The 16168-nt window shown below is 65.7% G+C and carries 20 protein-coding genes and 2 pseudogenes; 7 read left to right on the top strand and 15 right to left on the bottom strand.

Annotated features, from left to right (window positions below):
* Positions 1-111: 111 nt before the first annotated feature.
* From LL972_RS18995 to LL972_RS18980, 4 genes are all read right to left on the bottom strand, one after another.
* Entirely contained in the window at positions 112-492 is a 381-nt protein-coding gene (locus tag LL972_RS18995; protein ID WP_104585894.1) for a hypothetical protein, read from the bottom strand.
* 135 nt (positions 493-627) lie between these two features.
* Positions 628-1248, bottom strand: a complete 621-nt coding sequence (locus tag LL972_RS18990; protein ID WP_228328911.1) for a glutathione S-transferase family protein — start codon at positions 1246-1248, stop codon at positions 628-630.
* Positions 1249-1448: 200 nt separating this feature from the next.
* Positions 1449-1679: a hypothetical protein gene (locus LL972_RS18985; protein WP_228328922.1), complete on the bottom strand. Its 231-nt coding sequence runs from the start codon at positions 1677-1679 to the stop codon at positions 1449-1451.
* A gap of 135 nt (positions 1680-1814) precedes the next feature.
* Positions 1815-2738, bottom strand: a complete 924-nt coding sequence (locus tag LL972_RS18980; protein WP_228328910.1) for a LysR family transcriptional regulator — start codon at positions 2736-2738, stop codon at positions 1815-1817.
* Positions 2739-2834: 96 nt separating this feature from the next.
* Here LL972_RS18980 and LL972_RS18975 point away from each other — a divergent pair, with 96 nt between their 5' ends.
* The 5 genes from LL972_RS18975 to LL972_RS18955 all read left to right on the top strand — a co-directional run bounded on the left by LL972_RS18975 (position 2835) and on the right by LL972_RS18955 (position 7434).
* The gene (locus LL972_RS18975) at positions 2835-3842 is read left to right on the top strand and encodes a zinc-binding alcohol dehydrogenase family protein (RefSeq protein WP_228328909.1); all 1008 of its coding nucleotides are present in this window, start codon (positions 2835-2837) and stop codon (positions 3840-3842) included.
* Between the two features lie 182 nt (positions 3843-4024).
* Entirely contained in the window at positions 4025-5608 is a 1584-nt protein-coding gene (gene rmuC / locus LL972_RS18970) for a DNA recombination protein RmuC (RefSeq protein ID WP_228328908.1), read from the top strand.
* Positions 5609-5779: 171 nt separating this feature from the next.
* A complete protein-coding gene (locus LL972_RS18965) occupies positions 5780-6184 on the top strand; it encodes a hypothetical protein (RefSeq protein ID WP_228328921.1) in 405 nt (134 codons plus the stop codon).
* Positions 6185-6337: 153 nt separating this feature from the next.
* Positions 6338-6889, top strand: coding sequence for a glutathione peroxidase (locus tag LL972_RS18960; RefSeq protein WP_228328907.1), 552 nt, complete (start codon positions 6338-6340; stop codon positions 6887-6889).
* 125 nt (positions 6890-7014) lie between these two features.
* On the top strand, positions 7015-7434 hold the full coding sequence (locus LL972_RS18955; RefSeq protein ID WP_228328906.1) for a lysozyme inhibitor LprI family protein: 420 nt from the start codon (positions 7015-7017) through the stop codon (positions 7432-7434).
* A 162-nt stretch (positions 7435-7596) separates the two neighbouring features.
* Here the strand turns inward: LL972_RS18955 and LL972_RS18950 are convergent, their stop codons facing one another.
* From LL972_RS18950 to LL972_RS18925, 6 genes are read right to left on the bottom strand one after another with little or no spacing between them, the layout of a single operon-like run.
* A complete protein-coding gene (locus LL972_RS18950; RefSeq protein WP_228328905.1) occupies positions 7597-8655 on the bottom strand; it encodes an MlaA family lipoprotein in 1059 nt (352 codons plus the stop codon).
* 10 nt (positions 8656-8665) lie between these two features.
* A complete protein-coding gene (locus LL972_RS18945) occupies positions 8666-8965 on the bottom strand; it encodes an STAS domain-containing protein (protein WP_228328904.1) in 300 nt (99 codons plus the stop codon).
* The gene (locus LL972_RS18940; RefSeq protein WP_228328903.1) at positions 8955-9617 is read right to left on the bottom strand and encodes an MlaC/ttg2D family ABC transporter substrate-binding protein; all 663 of its coding nucleotides are present in this window, start codon (positions 9615-9617) and stop codon (positions 8955-8957) included. Before LL972_RS18940 ends, LL972_RS18945 begins: the two co-directional genes overlap by 11 nt.
* On the bottom strand, positions 9614-10159 hold the full coding sequence (gene mlaD / locus LL972_RS18935; protein WP_228328902.1) for an outer membrane lipid asymmetry maintenance protein MlaD: 546 nt from the start codon (positions 10157-10159) through the stop codon (positions 9614-9616). The genes LL972_RS18940 and mlaD overlap by 4 nt, the downstream gene beginning before the upstream one ends.
* A gap of 11 nt (positions 10160-10170) precedes the next feature.
* Positions 10171-10920, bottom strand: coding sequence for an MlaE family lipid ABC transporter permease subunit (locus LL972_RS18930; RefSeq protein ID WP_104535395.1), 750 nt, complete (start codon positions 10918-10920; stop codon positions 10171-10173).
* Entirely contained in the window at positions 10920-11714 is a 795-nt protein-coding gene (locus LL972_RS18925; protein ID WP_024940544.1) for an ABC transporter ATP-binding protein, read from the bottom strand. Before LL972_RS18925 ends, LL972_RS18930 begins: the two co-directional genes overlap by 1 nt.
* Positions 11715-11949: 235 nt before the next feature.
* On the opposite strand from LL972_RS18925, the gene LL972_RS18920 reads away from it, so the two are divergent.
* A complete protein-coding gene (locus LL972_RS18920) occupies positions 11950-12237 on the top strand; it encodes a DUF6916 family protein (protein WP_228328901.1) in 288 nt (95 codons plus the stop codon).
* Here the strand turns inward: LL972_RS18920 and LL972_RS18915 are convergent.
* From LL972_RS18915 to LL972_RS18895, 5 genes and pseudogenes are all read right to left on the bottom strand, one after another.
* Positions 12230-12790 (bottom strand): N-acetyltransferase family protein, encoded by a 561-nt coding sequence (locus tag LL972_RS18915; protein WP_429002199.1) that lies wholly within the window; start codon positions 12788-12790, stop codon positions 12230-12232. The two genes, LL972_RS18920 and LL972_RS18915, sit on opposite strands and share 8 nt — an antisense overlap.
* A gap of 10 nt (positions 12791-12800) precedes the next feature.
* Positions 12801-13340 carry a phage tail protein gene (locus tag LL972_RS18910; RefSeq protein WP_228328900.1) on the bottom strand — a complete coding sequence of 180 codons (540 nt, stop codon included), beginning with the start codon at positions 13338-13340 and terminating at the stop codon, positions 12801-12803.
* Between the two features lie 60 nt (positions 13341-13400).
* Positions 13401-13928: a phage tail protein gene (locus LL972_RS18905; RefSeq protein WP_228328899.1), complete on the bottom strand. Its 528-nt coding sequence runs from the start codon at positions 13926-13928 to the stop codon at positions 13401-13403.
* A 74-nt stretch (positions 13929-14002) separates the two neighbouring features.
* Positions 14003-14548 carry a phage tail protein gene (locus tag LL972_RS18900; protein WP_228328898.1) on the bottom strand — a complete coding sequence of 182 codons (546 nt, stop codon included), beginning with the start codon at positions 14546-14548 and terminating at the stop codon, positions 14003-14005.
* A 38-nt stretch (positions 14549-14586) separates the two neighbouring features.
* A pseudogene (locus tag LL972_RS18895) lies at positions 14587-14907 on the bottom strand (Tn3 family transposase); the annotation flags it as partial.
* Positions 14908-15163: 256 nt separating this feature from the next.
* On the opposite strand from LL972_RS18895, the pseudogene LL972_RS18890 reads away from it, so the two are divergent.
* A pseudogene (locus tag LL972_RS18890) lies at positions 15164-16168 on the top strand (type III secretion system effector avirulence protein AvrBs3); the annotation flags it as partial.

Below are 16168 nucleotides of genomic sequence, written 5' to 3'. Positions count from 1 at the left end.
CGCCCGCGCGCCCACCGCATCAGCCGGGTGCGGGCCGCACCCGCCGGTCTCCGGCCAAGCGACCACCACCCGCGATCTCGCTTTTGCGAATCCCAAATCCCCAATCCCCGCTCACTCCACAGACGGGCGATGCGGTGGGCGCACATTGCGATAGACCAGCTGTACCGCCCACGCGCCAATCAGGCCGACCGCACCGGCAGCGAAATGGGTCCAATCGAGCACCCGCGGCGCCGCGCCATTGGCGTCGTGGCCCCAGAAGTTGAACCACAGCAGCACCAGCGCGGTAACCCCGATGCCGATCCAGAACCACAGCCGTGTTCCACCAATGGCATAGAACAAAAACGGCAACGCTGCGCCGATCAAAAAGTGCACCGGGAAGAAATACGCCGTGCCGTACGGCCGCATCAGGTACCAGACGATCGCGGCAAAGCTGCCCAGAAAAACGAACAGGCCCAGCGCGAACAGACGGGTTTGGTTGGTGGCGGTGGTCATCAGGTGGCCTGGCAGGAACGAGGCCTCACCCTAGCGATGCGCAGGTCACGTTGAGGTCAATGCGATGCGATCCGCATGCACATCCAGCATCACTGCGCTGTCTTGCTCGCTTGATCCAGCAGCCGCAGGATTCGTCTACGGCGCGTTGCAGCCATGACGTTGAAAACCGGCACGTGTCTTCAGGCAGGCGTGGTACGCGGCCACTGCCGGCAACGCCGGCCGCGCGATCGGGCTGGCAAACCAGCGCTGCGTCGATAAGCCCAACACGATATCGGCCAGGGTGAAGTCGGCTCCGAGCACGAACGGGCCGCCGCGTTGCAGCTGTGCCTCCAGGATGGCCATGTGCCGGTTCCACTCGCGCACGCTCATCGCAATCGCCTGTGGATCGGTATGCGCCGCGCTGCCACGCACCGTGGCCATGAACGCGTACCGCCAGGCGTTGTTGAGTTCGGTGGCCTGCCAATCCATCCACTGCTCGACCAGCGCACGTGCAGCGGGAGCCGTCGGCAACAGGTCTGCGCGCCCTGCACGCGCGGCCAGATACCGGCAGATCGTGTTCGATTCCCACAGCACCAGATCGCCATCGCGGATCACCGGCACCAGCGCGTTGGGATTGAGCGCGCGAAACGCTGGCGTCTCCACCGATGCAAACCCGCTGCCATACGCGTGCAGCGTGTAGTCCAGCGCCAGTTCCTCGCACAGCCACAGCACCTTGCGCACGTTGATCGATGTCGGCTTTCCGTAGATGTCCAGCATATGTGCCCGGGGATGGAGGTGGTGAGTGCGCGCAGACGACTGCGCCAGTAACTGCTCTGGGTCTTGCGAGTGCGTCGGTGCATCATTGCAGCAGCACGGCTGCCGCGTCTGCGTTCAACGGAGCGGATGCTGCAATGGGCATGTGTATATTCTTGCAGCCATACAGATCGACGCGTGCAACCTGCTCCGTCGCCGCTCGCCTACACCGTCAGCTTGCTTGCGTAAGCGTCGCGCACGCTCTGGCTGATATACGTGCTCAAGCCGCGCCCTGCCTTGGCCAGGCGCTGCATGGTCGCGACCACATCGGCGCCGGCACTGTCGGCGGTGTACACATAGGTTTCGCCACTGCGAAAGCGCACCGCGATTGCATCCTCTGCCACCGCATAGGCCACCACACCGGAGTGGCCCTGGCGATTGCCGTAGCACTGCATCGACGGGAAGCGGCGGGCTGTCATGCAGGCAGGCTAGAAGCCGCGCAGTGACGGGCACCTCAACGCGCGCGGCAGTCGCGCAGACCTCGCCGAGGCGCGCGTGCATCCATCTCGCCCCTCTTCCGGCGCAGCAGGTCAACGCGCATCAGAAGCCAGCGGGTACAGCGCCGTCATCGCCTGGCAGCGTTGCGCAAACAGCGCGTGCAGCTGCCGCACCGCCGGCGAAAACTGCTTGCGATGCGGGCACACCAGGTGCAGAGGCAGGCGGTCGCCGCAATCCGGGAACATCACCTGCAAACGCCCGGCCTGCACGTCGGTGCAGACATCCAGCCAGGATTTATAGGCGATGCCTTCGCCTGCCACTGCCCAGCGCCGCACAATATCGGCGTCGTCGCACAGCATCGCGCCACGCACCGGCACGATGTGGCGGCGGCCCTCCAGCGCGAACTGCCAGCGGTCGTGGGCGCGCCCGGCCAGCAGATACAGCAGGCAGGCGTGCTCGCGCAGCGCATCCAGCGTGGCCGGTTGCCCGTGTCGTTGCAGATAGGACGGCGCGGCGACCAGCACCCGCCGGTTGTGCGGCGCCAGTGGCAGCGCCACATGCTCCGCATCGTCGATACGCCCCAGCCGGAACGCCACATCCACCGGCGCGCGGTACAGGTCCGCCACCTGGTCGGACAGATGCAGGCGCAGGCACAGGCGCGGATGCGCGGCGCGGAACTCGGTCAGCCACGGCAGCAGCACATTGCGGCCCAGGTCCGACGGGGCGGTTACCTGCAGCACGCCCTGCAGTTCGGTGTCGTGCCCGCGCACCTGCTCGCGCCCATCGCGCAGCAGCTCCAGCACCTGGCGTGCGTAGGGCAGGTACTGCTCTCCCTCCGCGGTCAGCCGCAGGCTGCGCGTGGAGCGCGCAAACAAGCGCAGGTCCAGGGCCCGCTCCAGCCGCGCCACTGCCGCGCTGACCTGGCCGGGCATCAGGTCGGCCTCGCGCGCGGCATTGGAAAAACTGCCCAGTGCCGCCGTGCGCACGAAGAGCGCCAAGTCGTCGAAGCGGACCATCTTCACTCCAGCTGTGAAAGTGCTTGCGCAGTTTGCCGGTTTTTCTCTCAATCCTGACGGTTGACCATGCAGTTCCCTCCCCGCAGGACGCCCGCCATGAAAGCCATCGCCTACCCCCAGCACGGTCTGCCCATCGACGACGCGCGCGCGCTGGTCGCGCTCGACCTGCCGCTGCCCGAGCCCGGTCCGCGCGACCTGCGCGTGCGCATCCACGCCATCTCGGTCAATCCGGTCGACACCAAGGTGCGCGCCAATGCCGCAGTCGACGCACCGCGCGTGCTCGGCTGGGATGCCAGCGGCGTGGTCGATGCAGTGGGCAATGAGGTCAGCCTTTTCCAGCCCGGCGATGCGGTGTACTACGCCGGCACCTTGAACCGCCCGGGCACCAATGCCGAATACCACCTGGTGGACGAACGCCTGGTCGGGCGCAAGCCGGCCACGCTCGATGACGCCTCGGCCGCCGCGTTGCCGCTGACCGCGATCACTGCCTGGGAGTTGCTGTTCGACCGCCTGCGCATCGCCGAAGACGGCGGGCAGGGCCAGACCCTGCTGGTGGTCGGCGCCGCCGGGGGCGCCGGCTCGATCCTGGTGCAGCTGGCGCGCACGTTGACCCAGCTGACCGTGATCGGCACCGCCTCGCGCCCGCAGACGCAGGACTGGGTGTACGCGCTCGGTGCCCACCATGTCATCGACCACACCCAGCCGCTGAGCGATAGCCTGCAGCGCATCGGCATCGCCCAGGTCGAGCATGTCGCCAGCCTGACCCACACCGACCAGCACTTCACCCAGCTGGTCGACGTGCTCGCACCGCAGGGCCAGCTGGCCCTGATCGACGCCCCGGCCACGCTCGATGTGCTGCCGCTCAAGCGCAAGAGCGCGTCGCTGCACTGGGAATTCATGTTCACCCGCTCGCTGTTCGACACCGACGACATGATTGCCCAGCACCACCTGCTCAACCGCGTCGCCGCGCTGGTGGACAGCGGCACGCTGCGCAGCACGCTGGGCGAGCACTACGGCCGCATCACCGTCGACAACCTGCGCCGCGCCCACGCCGCACTGGAATCGCATCGCACCCGCGGCAAGCTGGTGCTGGAAGGGTTCTGACTGCGGTGACGGCGCGATCGCGCAGTGCTCCGGCCCGGCTCGCCACGCCGTCAGCCGCTTCGGACTCGCTGATGCGCATTGCCGCAGGCGCAACGTTCCAGGCGCCCGCGCCCTGATCACCGGCCACCCAACCGGCATCGCACTGACGCAGCCCTTGCGACCGGCCCGGCTACACTGCGCGCATGTCATCCCAATCCCTGATCCTTCTCGGACTGCTCGTCGTAGTCCTGGTGTTGCAGCTGATTGCGCTGCTGCGACGTCCTTCCACCAGCGGCCTGGAGCTGGCACTGCGTGCCGAGCAACGCGACGGCCGCGGCGAATTGCGCGAGCAACTCGAAGGCCTGGCGCGGCAGCAGGACGGCCGCCTGGAAACCTTCGCGCGCAATCTCACCGAATTGTCCACGCGCACCGACCAGCGCCTGGACCTGTTGCGCGACGCACTCGGCGAAGACGCACGCAAGGCCCGCGAAGAAAGCGCCCTGGCGCAACAACGCACCGGCGAACTGCTCACGCTGCGGCTGACCGAATTGCGCACCCAGCTCGACGGCTTCGGCCAGCAGCAGGAAACCCGCATCCAGGTGTTCGGCCAGCAACTGACCGAGCTGATCGCACGCACCGACACCCATATGGCCGCCCTGCGCGAAGCGCTGGCCGACGATTCGCGCAAGGGCCGGCAAGAGGCCGGCGAGTCGCAGCAGCGCTTTACCGAGGCCCTGGGCCAACGCCTGACCGAACTCACCCAACGCAACGAACTGCGCATCGGCGAAATGCGCGCCACGCTGGAACAACAGCTGGCCAACCTGCAGAACGACAACGCCAGCAAGCTCGAACTGATGCGCGCCACGGTCGATGAAAAACTGCAGACCACGCTCAACACGCGGCTGGATGCCTCCTTCAAGCTCGTCTCCGAACGCCTGGAACAGGTGCAGCGCGGGCTGGGCGAAATGCAGCAACTGGCCACCGGCGTGGGCGATCTCAAGCGTGTGCTGAGCAACGTCAAGGACCGCGGCGGCTGGGGCGAAGTGCAGCTGGAGAACATCCTCGAGCAGACGCTGACGATGGAGCAGTACGCGCGCAGCGTGCGGGTCAGGCCCGACAGCGCCGAGGCGGTGGATTTCGCGATCCGCCTGCCGGGGCGTGGCGACGACACCGTGGTGTGGCTGCCGGTCGACGCCAAGTTCCCGCGCGAGGACTACGAACGCCTGATCGACGCGCAGGAAAAGGGCGACCTGGACGCGATCAAGACGTCGACCGCGCAGCTGGAACGCGCCATCCGCATCCAGGCCAAGTCGATCAGTTACAAGTACGTCTGCCCGCCGCACACGACCGACTTCGCGGTGATGTTCCTGCCCACCGAAGGCCTGTACGCCGAAGTGATCCGCCGCGCCGGCCTGGTCGACCTGCTGCAGCGCGAACATCGCGTAGTGCTGGCCGGCCCGACCACCTTCACCGCCCTGCTCAACAGCCTGCAGATGGGCTTCCGCACGCTGGCGATCGAAAAGCGCTCCAGCGAGGTCTGGCAGGTGCTGGGCGCGGTGAAGAGCGAGTTCGGCAAGTTCGCCGGCATTCTCGAAAAGGCCGAGCGGCAGATCAGCACGGTCGGCAAGAGCCTGGGCGAAGCCAGCCGCAAGACCCGCACCATCGAACGCCGCCTGCGCGGCGTGGAAACCCTGGCCAGCGAACACTCCCAGGCGTTGCTGGACGATGCCGGCAGCGACGACGCCGGCAGCAGCAGCGACGACGACAGCAACGACGAGCAGGAGTGATCCGCCGCCCAAGGTGACGCAACAAGCCATGACGTAGGAGCGCACCCGGGCGCGACGAGCGTTACCGATAAAGCCTCATCGCGCCCGGGTGCGCTCCTACGAACGCAGGTCTCCTTGCGGCCAAGACCGAGCACGCCACGCAGACAGCGCCACCGCGATGCTTGCAGCCACCTGGTTCAAGACGAGAGTTTCAACATGGCAACACGATGGATCCCTGCAGTGGTCTGCGCGCTGCTGCTGACCGCATGCAGCACGCCTCCGGCGACCAGGCCGGGCGCTGCGGCGGGCACGCCGCAGCCACCGCACGCCGGTTCCGCCGACGCTGCCGAATGCACGGCAAAGGGTGGGCAACTGCGCCCGGTCGGCCGCATGCAGACGGTGCGTTGCGTGGTGCCGTATGCCGATGCCGGCAAGACCTGCAGTGACAGCTCCGACTGCAGCGGTGATTGCCTGGCCACCAGCATTGTGCCGACCGGCACCGCGACATCCGGCACCTGCCAGCGCGACAGCGACCGCTTCGGTTGCCGCCAGGAAGTGATCGGCGGCATGGGCCAGGCCGCGTTGTGTATCGATTGATGGCTTCAAATATGTCCAAGCGCTTGCACGGGCCGATCAGCCGCTTGGCCCGTGCGCGTCGCTGGAGATAACTGCAAGCGCCATGAGTCAGCCGTCTCGCTCGCTCCACCCTGGCGGTTTATGCTCTCGGTTCTACCCGTCCAGGACGTACCGATGAGCCAGACGCTTTACGACATTCCCGTGGCCCGCATCGACGGTGAGCCCGCCACGCTGGCCGACTATCGCGGCAAGGTGTTGCTGGTGGTCAACGTCGCTTCCAAGTGCGGACTGACCCCGCAGTACGAGAGCCTGGAAGCGCTGTATCGCGACAAGCAGGCACAGGGACTGGAAGTGCTGGGCTTTCCGGCCAACGACTTCAAGGGGCAGGAGCCCGGCAGCGAGGCGGAGATCGCGCAGTTCTGCCAGCTCACCTACGACGTGACCTTTCCGATGTTCTCCAAGATCGCCGTCACTGGTGCCGAGATCCATCCGCTGTATGAGCAGTTGACCAGCGCACAGCCGCAGGCCACCGGCGACGGCCCGATGCGCGACAAACTGGCCGGCTACGGCATCGCACCCAATCCCGCACCGGGCGTGCTGTGGAACTTCGAAAAATTCCTGATCGGCCGCGACGGCCAGGTCATCGACCGCTTCGCCCCCGACGTGCCGGCAGACGATGCACGCCTGCGTGCGGCGGTGGATGCAGCGTTGGCATCCGCTGCCTGAAGCCCCTCTCTACCAGGGCCAGACACCACGCGTGCGCGCCAGTGGCACGCGTGGCTTGACGCAGCAAGCTGCATCCACCGTGTCGGTGCACGCATCGCGAAGGTGACTCAACAAGGACCCTGTCGATGCGTCTGATCTTTGTCCTCCTGATGTTGCCTGGCAGTTCGTCATTGCACGCTGCGGAGCTTTGCCGCGACCTGCAGACAACCTCGGAAAGTAACGCTTGCTGGAACGAGCAAGTCGGCACCGCGCAGGCACGTCTGGATGATTATCTGGCGACCGCTCGCGCCCGGGCCGTTTCCACATTGGGTATTGCCGCCGACGCTTTCGACAACGCACAGACGGCGTGGACGACGTACCTGGATCTTCAGTGCGGCAATGTGCAAACGCGCTGGCGCGATGCGACAGTCCGGCCGGCCAAGGTAGCGCGCTGCATCGTCGACCTCAATGATCAGCGCGCGCACGATCTATGGAAGCACTCTCTCACCTATATCGACCGCACGCCGTCGATCAGGCCCGAACCCGAGTTGCGGTCTGGCAAGTGATATTGCAACTGCAATCCGAGCATTCGGTCTGGATTGCCCAAGGCAAGCCTCTGCAGACGCGGCCAAGTCTTTGGTGCCCACGTCGCATGATGGTTGCGGAAAACAAAAAGCCCGGGATCGCTCCCGGGCTTTTGTATTACTGCAAACCGCACGCTCAACCGATCAACGAATCCACTGCGGGATCGGCATTGCATCCACCGGCACGGTGCTGTCCTTGTCCTCGCGCAGGTAGTCGGGCAGCTCGTTGTCCTTTTCGCGATGGCTGCGCAGGTCGCGCACGATCTGGTAGTTGCGGCGCTGCATCCATGCATCGCGGGTCAGCGCGTATTCGTCCGGTGCCTGGTCGCGCAGCGAATCCAGCGACATCAGTTGCGCGCGCGTATCCACCAGCTGCAAACCCTGCAGGGCGAAGCGCGCACCGCTGTCGTCGACCTGGCGCAACGGCGAGAGCGGAATGTCGCCGCCCAGGCCGAAGGTATCGCGCACGGTGCGTGGGCCGAACAGCGGCAACTCGAAGTAGCGCGAATTGCGCCAGCCCCACACACCCAGGGTCTGACCGAAGTCTTCGCTGCGGCGCGGAATGCCGGCTGCGGAGGCCGGGTCGAATAGACCGGCCACACCCAGCGTGGAATTCATCACAAAGCGGCCCAGCGACTGCACCGCAAACACCGGGTGTCCCTGCAGCAGCTGATTGACCATGGTCAGCGGCGTGCTGAGGTTGTCGAAGAAGTTGGTCACGCCCAGGCGTGCCGGCCGCGGCACCACCTTGGTATAGCCCGTGGCCAACGGACGCGCCACGCCGCGGTCCACAGCCAGGTTGAAGCGGTGCATGCCGCGGTTGTAGCGCTCCCACGGATCGTAGGGCGGTGCATCACCGGGCTGGCCCGGTTCACCGTTGGCACCGGCCTGCGGGGTGGTGGGGCCGTAGAGCGCAGCGTAGTCGTCCTCGGCCGAGGTGGCGGCACCTGCGGTCCCGGCGCTGGCATCGGCGCCGGTCTGGTCGGCCGGGGCCGCGGCGGTGGCCGGCAGGGCATCTGGCGCGGCAAAGCCGGCCGCTGCCGGCTGCGCCGTCACACTGGCATCGTCACGCACCGGCGCCGGGGGCGCGTCCGTGACGGTCTCGGCAGCGGACGCAGGCGGTGCGGACTTCGGAGCGTGGCTGGCGCAGGCACCAAGCAACAGGCAGGCGGCCAACAGGGAAAGGGGACGAAGCTGGGTCATGGGGTGGCGCTCAGGCCTGGAAATCGAAAGTAGGGGACAAACGGTAGGCGGCACGCAATTCGTCCAGACCGGACGCCTCACCCACCACCGTGACGGGACCGGCACCGGACTTGCGCAGCCGCGCAGCCAGTTCGGCCAGCATTGCAACGCCGGCACTGTCCAGGCGTTGTACACCCGACAGGTCCAGCGTGCGAATGCCGTCCAGCTGCGCGATCGCCTGCGGCCACGCCGCAGTGACCGCATCGCGGTCGAGCACGCCGGTCAGTACCAGCGTGTCGCCATTGCGCTGCACGGAACTGTTACTTGCCATTGGCCGGCGCCGGGCCGACCTGCAGATTGCCGCTACGCAGCTCTGCGGCGACCTTGGCAATGCCCTTCTCGCGCAGCGGGCCGTCGAACTGGGTCTTGAAGGTCTGCACGTACGAGATGCCTTCGATCATCACGTCGAAGATCTTCCACTGGCCACCGACGTTACGCATCATGTAATCGACCGGGGTCGGGTCGTTGCCGGCGCGCATCAGGTCGGTGGACACCTTGACGCCGCGGTTGCCCGGCAGCGCGCTCTCGGACTTGGCGCGGAAGGTCGGCTTGCCTTCGAAGTTGAGCAACGCGGTGCCGTAACGCTGCATCAGGTTGTCGGCCAGTGCATCGGCAAACAGCTTGACGTCCGCATCGGAGGCGCCACGGCCGTTGACGCCCAGCACCAGGCGGGCCGAGTAGTCGCGGTCGAAGGCCTTGTTCAATTCGCCATTGATGTACTGGCGCAGCGCGGCCGGGTTGCTGCGGAACTCGGCGCGGCGCTGGTCCAGCGTGCCCAGGATGCGGGTGCTGCTGTCGATGACGGTCTTGGTGGCGGCGCCCTGCGCAGGCGCGCTGGCGGCAGCCGGCTGCGCCAGCACGGTGGCCGGTGCGCATACCAGTAGGGTCGAGGCCAGGATGGCGGAAAGCTGGGTGGTCTTCATTGATGTGGTTCCGTAGAGGGAGAAGCGGGCTGGGCAGGCGCCGGGGCCTGGCCATCGGTGGCGGCCGGGGCATTGCTGCCACCACCGCCACCACTGAACATGTACTTGCCGACCAGCTGCAGCAGATCCACCGCCGGCTGGGTGAAGCCGATTTCTTCGCCCGGCTTGAGCGTCTCCGGGTCGCCGCCCGGCTGCAGCCCGATATAGCTCTCGCCCAGCAGGCCGCTGGTGAAGATGCCGGCCGAGGTATCGGCGGGCAGATCCTTGTATTTGTCGTCCAGCGACAGGGTCACCACCGAGTCGAACTTGGTCGGATCCAGGCTGATGTCGGACACCTTGCCGATGGTCACGCCGCCGATCTTCACCGGCGCCTGCGCACGCAGCTGACCGATCTGGCTGAAGCGCGCGGTCAGCGTGTACTGGCTGGACCCGAAGCCCCAGCGCTGGTTGGTCGAGGCCACCGCCAGCACCAGCAGCGAGGCCAGGGTCAGCAGCAGAAAGGCGCCGACGGCGAATTCGAGTCGTGGTCCACGCATGGCCATAGTTATTCCACTCACCTAAACAACATTGCAGAAAGGACGAAGTTGAACATCAGCACCAGCAGCGAGGCGTTCACCACCGCACGGGTGGTGGCGATCGAGGTGCCTTCGATGGTCGGCTCGGCGTGGAAGCCCACGTAGGCGGCGACCAACGCGGCCGTGCCGCCGAAGATCGCCGACTTGAGCATCGCCACGCCGAAGTCGTCCCAGAAGTCCACGCTGTTGCTCAACCCCGACCAGAATGTGCCGTTGTCGATGCCCAACACGTGTACGGCCTCGAAGTAGCCGCCGGTGATGGCCAGCGAGCAGAACACGCCGGTCAGCAACGGCACCGTCAGCACCGCCGCCCAGAAGCGCGGCGCCACCGCCTTGGCGACCGGATCGATGGCCATCAGCTCCAGCGCCTTGATCTGGTCGGTGGCGCGCATCAGGCCAAGCTCGGCCGCGATCGAACTGCCGGCCCGGCCAATGAACAACAGCGCGGTCAGCACCGGTGCCAGCTCGCGGTACAGCGACAACCCCAGCAACGTGGACAGCGCATCCGACGCACCGTAGGTGGTCAGCGTGCGGTAGCCCTGCAGGGTCAGCACCAGGCCGACGAAGGCGCCGCCGACGGCGATGATCGGCAGCGAGCGCGCGCCGACCTTGTAGATCTCGCGCACCAGCTCGGCGATGAAGTCGCGCGTGGGCACCGAGCCGCGCAGCACGGTCAGCGAGAACAGCCCGGCGCGGCCGAAGGCGCGGATCGACTCGACCATGGCCATCAGGCAGCACTCCGGTCGCGCCGCGGCGCCGCATCGAAGGCGATCGGCCCATCCGGCTGGCCATGCAGGAACTGCTGCACCAGCGGATCGGTGCTGTCCTGCAATTGCTCCGGCGTGCCGGCGAACACGATGCCGCCATTGGCGATCACCACCGCCTGGTCGCTGATTGGCAAGGTTTCGTGCACGTGGTGGCTGACGATGATGCTGGTCAGGCCAAGGCTGTCGTTGAGGCGCTGGATCAGGCTCATGATCACGCCCGACGCGATCGGGTCCAGCCCGGTCAGCGGTTCGTCGTAGATCATCAGCGGCGGGTCCAGTGCCAGCGCACGCGCCAGCGCCACACGCCGCGCCATGCCGCCGGACAATTCGCGTGGCCAGGCATCGGCGGCGGCCAGCAGACCTACCGCATGCAGCTTCATCTGCACCAGCCGTTGCAGCACCGGCGCCGGCAGGCGGGTGTGGGTACGTAGCGGTAGCGCGACGTTGTCGGCCACGCTCAGGTCGGTCAGCAGGCCATTGCCCTGCAGCAGCACGCCGACGTTGCGACGCATCTCCAGCAGTGCACGGTTGCCATGCGGGATCGCGTTGCCGAACAGGGTGACCGTGCCGGCAACCGGACGCAGCTCGCCGGTCAGCGCAGCCAGCAAGGTGGACTTGCCGCTGCCGGAAGGACCGAGCACGGCAGTGATGCTGCCGCGTGGCACGTCGAGCGAGACGTCGCGCAGGATCGTGCGACCGCCGCGATCGATGCGGACACCGGACAACTGCACGACAGGGGATGCGGACGCCGTCATCGAAGCCTTTAACAGAATTCCAACGCGATAGAGTAGCCGTCACACGGCTGAACATAACCGAACCGGCGCGTGCAGTATTATCGCATGACGCCTGTACCGCGGCAGACGCGTTACAGCTGGTACGCGTGCAACAAGCCGTCTCATGCATGACGCAACGCAATCTTCGAACGCAGGGGTGTTGTGGCAGGTATGCCCTACGTGGATGATCGGATTCCCGGCCGACCATGAGTACGCAATGGACCTACTGACCCTGGAGCACTTTGCAGGCAGCGTCAACGACACGTTCTCTGCTGCATTGAACGAAGGCGAGGTTCCATTCGTGCTGGTCGAGGCGCGGCCCCTGCCCACCACGCATGCAGTCCAGCGTGCGCCATTCTCGCTGCTGTTCCGCAACAGCTCGGCATTCCTGTTTCCGCAGCAGACCTATCAGCTGCGACACACGCGGCTGGGCGAGATCGGTGTGTTCCTGGTCCCGGTCGCACGCGAGCGCGACGGTTTTTTGTATCAGGCCGTTTTCAACTGAACTCATCCGCAGCTGCGGGTTCGGCACAACGCCACTGCATTGCAAGATGCATCTCGCTGGCGTTGCCCGCGACAAATCCCAGACGCTGGTAGAGGCGCTGCGCCGCAGGGTTGGCATGCAGGACATGCAGCGATACTCCGCACCCGGATGCACGCGCCAAGGCCTGGGCATGCACGATCAATGCGGTGCCGATGCCTTGGCCGCGCCAGGCCGGCAGCAGGCTGATATCCACCAGCACGTGCTGCGTCGCGCCGCGCTGCAGGTAGAGCCTGCCCAGCGGCGCCTGCGCGGTCTCCACGACCAGGAAGTCGGCATCGGCGAAGTGGGTCAGATAGTGCGCGTGCTGCAGCGCGAACTGCTGGTCGAGAAACGCGCGTTTGGCTGCGTCCGGCCATGGCACCGCTGCCAGTTCGGCGCTGCGGGTGCCGGCATACAGGTCACGCAGCCAGGGCAGGTCGGCATCGCGTGCGGCGCGCAGGCCGATGCCGCGCGCGCGCAATGCCGCCGGTGCTTCGAGGCGATCGCCTCGCTCCGGGAAGCCGGCCGCGGCCACCGCGGCGGCCTCAGTCGAACGCCGGGTAGGTTCCCGACAGCGCGATGCAGAAGTTCACGGCTAGATACGGCTGCTGATTTTCGTGCGCCAGGCCGTTGCCGGTCGGCAGCAGCGCCGTGGGCGAGAACTGGGTGTCCGGTTGCGTCACTGTCACGAACGGCCGCGCCGTGCTGCTGCCTAGCGCTGAAAGCGCTGCGCCGTTTGCGGGTGTGCCGCTTTTCTTGGTCGAATCCGGTTGCGTGAACGCATTGATGCCGTGCTGGTGCGGCGGGATCTGCGTGGGCAGCAGGCTCACTGTGGCCGAGCCGAAGCTATTGCCCAACTGCCGGCTGGTCAATCCCGGGCCCGGCCCCTGCTCGCAGCCGGCACGTCCGCAGAAGTTCGGCAGTTGAAACGTGGTCGTGCCGTTACCGCCATAGGCGACGCCGAGCAGCGAGTAAAGCGCGGTGTTCTGCTGCATCGGCAGCGTGGCGCCGTTGCACAGCGCCCAGCCGACGGGATTGAAATCGAAGCCGAACAGCTGGATTTCGCCGATATAGGGTTCGGTCATGAACGCGGTCCTTCTGTAGAACGTGCAGGCACCGCACCAAGCGCGGCGCGGCGAATGGGCTCAGCTCTGCTGCGGAAAAATACCGGCAGTGGAAATGCAGTACTGCACCGTCAAGGTCGGCATGGTGTTCTCGTGCGGCAGGCCACCGCCGGTGATCGTGGTGGACTGGGTGGCCATCGGCGCCGCCGTGGCGCCGGTGGTGTCGGTCGCGTAGAACACGTCGCCGACGACCGTGCCAGGCAACAGTCCGGATGGCGCGGTGGCCGTCGCGGTAGCAGTTGTGGCGACCAGCGTGTGCGTATGCGCCGGCAACTGCAGCCCGGTCAGTGCAACCGTCTCGGTGCCAGCCTTCTGGGCGATCACGTAATTGCTCAGGCCCGGGCCCTGGCCCTGATGCAGCGGTACGCGCCCGCGCAGATCCGGTACCGCGAATGTGCTCTGCCCATCGCCGCCGTAGCTGGTGCCGATCAGCATGAACAGCACTTCGTATTCGGAGATCGATAACAGGCTGCCGTCGCAGGCCTGCCACCCTTGCGGAGTCCGGCCGAAGCCGAACATGCGGATCTCGCCGATGAATGGAGTGGCCATGGTGTCCTTTCTGGTCGATGGGTGCGCTGCGCGCCACCGGTGGCACGCTGCGTTTAGGAGGTGCAGGCGCCGCCTTAGCTGCGCGAAGGAAAGATGCCGGACAGCGCGATGCAGAAATTGAGCGTGGTGTACGGCTGCAGATTCGGATGCGGCTGGCTGCCACCGGCCTGGGCCACTGTTGCCGGCGTCATCGCCACCAGTGTTCCCGGTGACGCATACAACGCGGTCGCCGGACCGGTCGTGCTGGCATTGATGCCGAAGGAGCGGCCGCTGGGGCCCCGGTTGTTGCCCGCAGTGCTGGAACACTCCAGCAAATGATTGTGCGTCGGGAGGTTGCCGGGCAGCAGCGACACGTTCTCGGCACCGGAGCTCTGGCCTATCGGCAGCGGTGAGGGTTGCCAATTTGCATCAGCCGAAGGCGAAAAGCCGACTGGCGTACGCCCGCGCATGTCCGGCAACGCGAAATTGGTATTGCCATTGCCACCGAAGCGGGTACCAAGCAAGCTGAAGAGTGCCTGGTTCTGATTGACCGGCAGCAGTTGGCCATTGCACTGCGCAAAATACTTGGGGTTCAGCCGACATACGTGTAAAAGTAGCTCACAAGATTGGATTTCATCCATTACATCAGTGAGTTAGCGGATATTTTGGCGCACCAAAACTACCCTACCAATGCCAGTTCAGTCTCATACGGTTCCGGGACCGCCTCCACATCAATCAGGTAATCCCCGAAGCGCTTCACATGGCTGGTCACGTACGGGCTGAGGAAAGTCACGTCCTCCCGGGCGATCTTCCACCCCTGCCGCATCAAAGACGTCATGATTCGGGTCTGTTCGACCACGTTGTAGAAGATCACGGCATTCGAGACCAGGTCGTTGTACTTGACGGCTTTCTCCTGCTCGACGGGGTCATTGTCGGCAATCACCCCTTCCCCGCCGAAGAAGAAGTACTTCGCGAAGCCGTTGTAGGCCTCCACCTTGTTGAGGGTCGGCAGGGATTCGTGTAAAAAAACAGCCAAAAGTGAGCTAACTTGCTGTCAGAAAAGAAATTTTCACAAATCCCTGCCGGCCTTCATACGGGTCCTGGATTGCCTCCACGTCTGCGCCTCGCCCCCGGTCGTCGAGGGTTGCCAGGATTCCCCGAAGTTGTGTGCTGCCATGCGGATTCGGCAAGGAGCGGAGGGACCAGAGACCTTTTAGTCTTAAGGCGACCATCTTTTCTATCAAGAGGTATGCCTGATGGATCCCATTCGTCCGCGCACGCCAAGTCCTGCCCACGAACTTCTGGCCGGACCCCAGCCGGATAGGGTTCAGCCGCAGCCGACTGCAGATCGTGGGGGGGCTCCGCCTGCTGGCAGCCCCCTGGATGGCTTGCCCGCTCGACGGACGATGTCCCGAACCCGTCTCCCGTCTCCCCCTGCACCCTTGCCTGCGTTCTCAGCGGGCAGTTTCAGCGATCTGCTCCGTCAGTTCGATCCGTCGCTTCTTGATACATCGCTTTTTGATTCGATGTCTGCCTTCGGCGCTCCTCATACAGAGGTTGTCTCAGGAGAGGGGGATGAGGTGCAATCGGGTCTGCGTGCAGCCGATGACCCGCACCCCACCGTGCAGGTCGCTGTGACGGCCGCGCGACCGCCGCGCGCCAAGCCGGCGCCGCGACGGCGTGCTGCGCACACCTCTGACGCTTCGCCGGCCGGGCAGGTCGATCTATGCACGCTCGGCTACAGCCAGCAGCAGCAAGAGAAGATCAAACTGAAGGCTCGTTCGACGGTAGCACAGCACCACGAGGCACTGATCGGCCATGGGTTTACACGTGCGCACATCGTTGCGCTCAGCCAACACCCGGCAGCCTTGGGGACCGTCGCTGTCAAGTACCAGGCCATGATCGCGGCGTTGCCGGAGGCGACACACGAAGACATCGTTGGCGTCGGCAAACAGTGGTCCGGCGCACGCGCCCTGGAAGCATTGCTCACGGTGTCGGGAGAGTTGAGAGGTCCACCGTTACAGTTGGACACAGGTCAACTTCTCAAGATTGCAAAACGTGGCGGCGTGACCGCGGTGGAGGCAGTGCATGCATGGCGCAATGCACTGACGGGCGCTCCCCTGAACCTGACCCCGGACCAGGTGGTGGCCATCGCCAGCAATATTGGCGGCAAGCAGGCGCTGGAGACGGTGCAGCGGCTGTTGCCGGTGCTGTGCGAGCAACATGGCCTGACCCCGGACCAGGTGGTGGCCATCGCCAGC

Source organism: Xanthomonas campestris pv. asclepiadis (assembly GCF_020784175.1).
Classification (GTDB): Bacteria; Pseudomonadota; Gammaproteobacteria; order Xanthomonadales; family Xanthomonadaceae; genus Xanthomonas; species Xanthomonas campestris_D.
This window is presented reverse-complemented; position numbering and strand designations above follow the sequence as displayed.

Bases quoted from the DNA above. Each gene is read 5' to 3' on its own strand.
- LL972_RS18995 (WP_104585894.1), bottom strand. From the start codon at position 492: ATGACCACCGCCACCAACCAAACCCGTCTGTTCGCGCTGGGCCTGTTC.
- LL972_RS18990 (WP_228328911.1), bottom strand. From the start codon at position 1,248: ATGCTGGACATCTACGGAAAGCCGACATCGATCAACGTGCGCAAGGTG.
- LL972_RS18985 (WP_228328922.1), bottom strand. From the start codon at position 1,679: ATGCAGTGCTACGGCAATCGCCAGGGCCACTCCGGTGTGGTGGCCTAT.
- LL972_RS18980 (WP_228328910.1), bottom strand. From the start codon at position 2,738: ATGGTCCGCTTCGACGACTTGGCGCTCTTCGTGCGCACGGCGGCACTG.
- LL972_RS18975 (WP_228328909.1), top strand. From the start codon at position 2,835: ATGAAAGCCATCGCCTACCCCCAGCACGGTCTGCCCATCGACGACGCG.
- rmuC (WP_228328908.1), top strand. From the start codon at position 4,025: ATGTCATCCCAATCCCTGATCCTTCTCGGACTGCTCGTCGTAGTCCTG.
- LL972_RS18960 (WP_228328907.1), top strand. From the start codon at position 6,338: ATGAGCCAGACGCTTTACGACATTCCCGTGGCCCGCATCGACGGTGAG.
- LL972_RS18955 (WP_228328906.1), top strand. From the start codon at position 7,015: ATGCGTCTGATCTTTGTCCTCCTGATGTTGCCTGGCAGTTCGTCATTG.
- LL972_RS18950 (WP_228328905.1), bottom strand. From the start codon at position 8,655: ATGACCCAGCTTCGTCCCCTTTCCCTGTTGGCCGCCTGCCTGTTGCTT.
- LL972_RS18945 (WP_228328904.1), bottom strand. From the start codon at position 8,965: ATGGCAAGTAACAGTTCCGTGCAGCGCAATGGCGACACGCTGGTACTG.
- LL972_RS18940 (WP_228328903.1), bottom strand. From the start codon at position 9,617: ATGAAGACCACCCAGCTTTCCGCCATCCTGGCCTCGACCCTACTGGTA.
- mlaD (WP_228328902.1), bottom strand. From the start codon at position 10,159: ATGGCCATGCGTGGACCACGACTCGAATTCGCCGTCGGCGCCTTTCTG.
- LL972_RS18930 (WP_104535395.1), bottom strand. From the start codon at position 10,920: ATGGCCATGGTCGAGTCGATCCGCGCCTTCGGCCGCGCCGGGCTGTTC.
- LL972_RS18925 (WP_024940544.1), bottom strand. From the start codon at position 11,714: ATGACGGCGTCCGCATCCCCTGTCGTGCAGTTGTCCGGTGTCCGCATC.
- LL972_RS18920 (WP_228328901.1), top strand. From the start codon at position 11,950: ATGGACCTACTGACCCTGGAGCACTTTGCAGGCAGCGTCAACGACACG.
- LL972_RS18910 (WP_228328900.1), bottom strand. From the start codon at position 13,340: ATGACCGAACCCTATATCGGCGAAATCCAGCTGTTCGGCTTCGATTTC.
- LL972_RS18905 (WP_228328899.1), bottom strand. From the start codon at position 13,928: ATGGCCACTCCATTCATCGGCGAGATCCGCATGTTCGGCTTCGGCCGG.
- LL972_RS18900 (WP_228328898.1), bottom strand. From the start codon at position 14,548: ATGGATGAAATCCAATCTTGTGAGCTACTTTTACACGTATGTCGGCTG.